We start from the raw sequence: 758 nt of genomic DNA, 5'->3' as shown, positions 1-758 counted from the left end.
GGGGCTGTCTCATAAGTAGATTTTCAAAAAAAAGAAACAGCCCATATGTATTCAAGAGGCAGTAAAAAGACAGCAAGGCCGCGATTCTCCTGTTATTGGAGAATCGCGGCCTTGCGTTTTTGGTCCACCGTGGCTTGCTTCAGCATATTATGGGCAAGCGAAAGCCAACCGACCTCAAGCGTCACTTTTTCCATGCCGCGAAGCAGAAAGCGCCGGAAGCCCCGGTTATTCTTCAGTTGTCCAAATACGCTTTCCGGTTCCGTCATTCGGCGTACGGCCAGGGCATAACCTTCCTCGCTTCGCAGGATGTCCCGAGCCTGCTTCTGGTACCGCAGCCTCTCCAGACTGACAACCACTTCCCGATTTCCTGCTGCCTTGGTGCAGCGTTCCTTCAGCGGACAGCCTTCGCAGCTTTGGCTTCGGTAATGACGTTTGTGAATTTCATATCCGCTTTGTAGTTCTTTGCGGAAATGCAACGTTTCCCCAGCTAGGCACGTCCATGTATCCCTGGTTTCACTGTACGTCCAGTTCTCCACCTTTCCGATATTCTCTTTCCAAGCTTTACTCTTTTCTTTGTGGTAGCTGCCGTATTTCACGACCGCCTGAATCTCTTCCTTTTCCAGATAGGCGTAGTTTTCTTCACTGCCGTAACCTGCATCCGCAATTACCGCCCTAGGAAGTTTACCCAAGATCTTTTTTGCCTTTTCCATATGCGGCTGTAAACAACGGGTGTCCGTAGGTCTCGGGTGTAGACTGTA

1 protein-coding gene is annotated in these 758 nt (G+C 50.3%); it reads right to left on the bottom strand.

Annotation, left to right across the window (positions count from 1 at the left end; all coding sequences use genetic code 11):
* Positions 1-92 precede the first annotated feature (92 nt).
* Positions 93-758, bottom strand: a 666-nt coding sequence (locus A3842_RS12565; protein ID WP_143186266.1) for a transposase, incomplete at its 5' end; no start/stop codon positions are given.

The organism is Paenibacillus sp. P3E (assembly GCF_001909045.1).
GTDB classification, from domain to species: domain Bacteria; phylum Bacillota; class Bacilli; order Paenibacillales; family Paenibacillaceae; genus Paenibacillus_AQ; species Paenibacillus_AQ helianthi.
The sequence above is the reverse complement of the archived record's forward strand: the minus strand, read 5'-3'. Positions and strand labels throughout refer to the sequence as shown.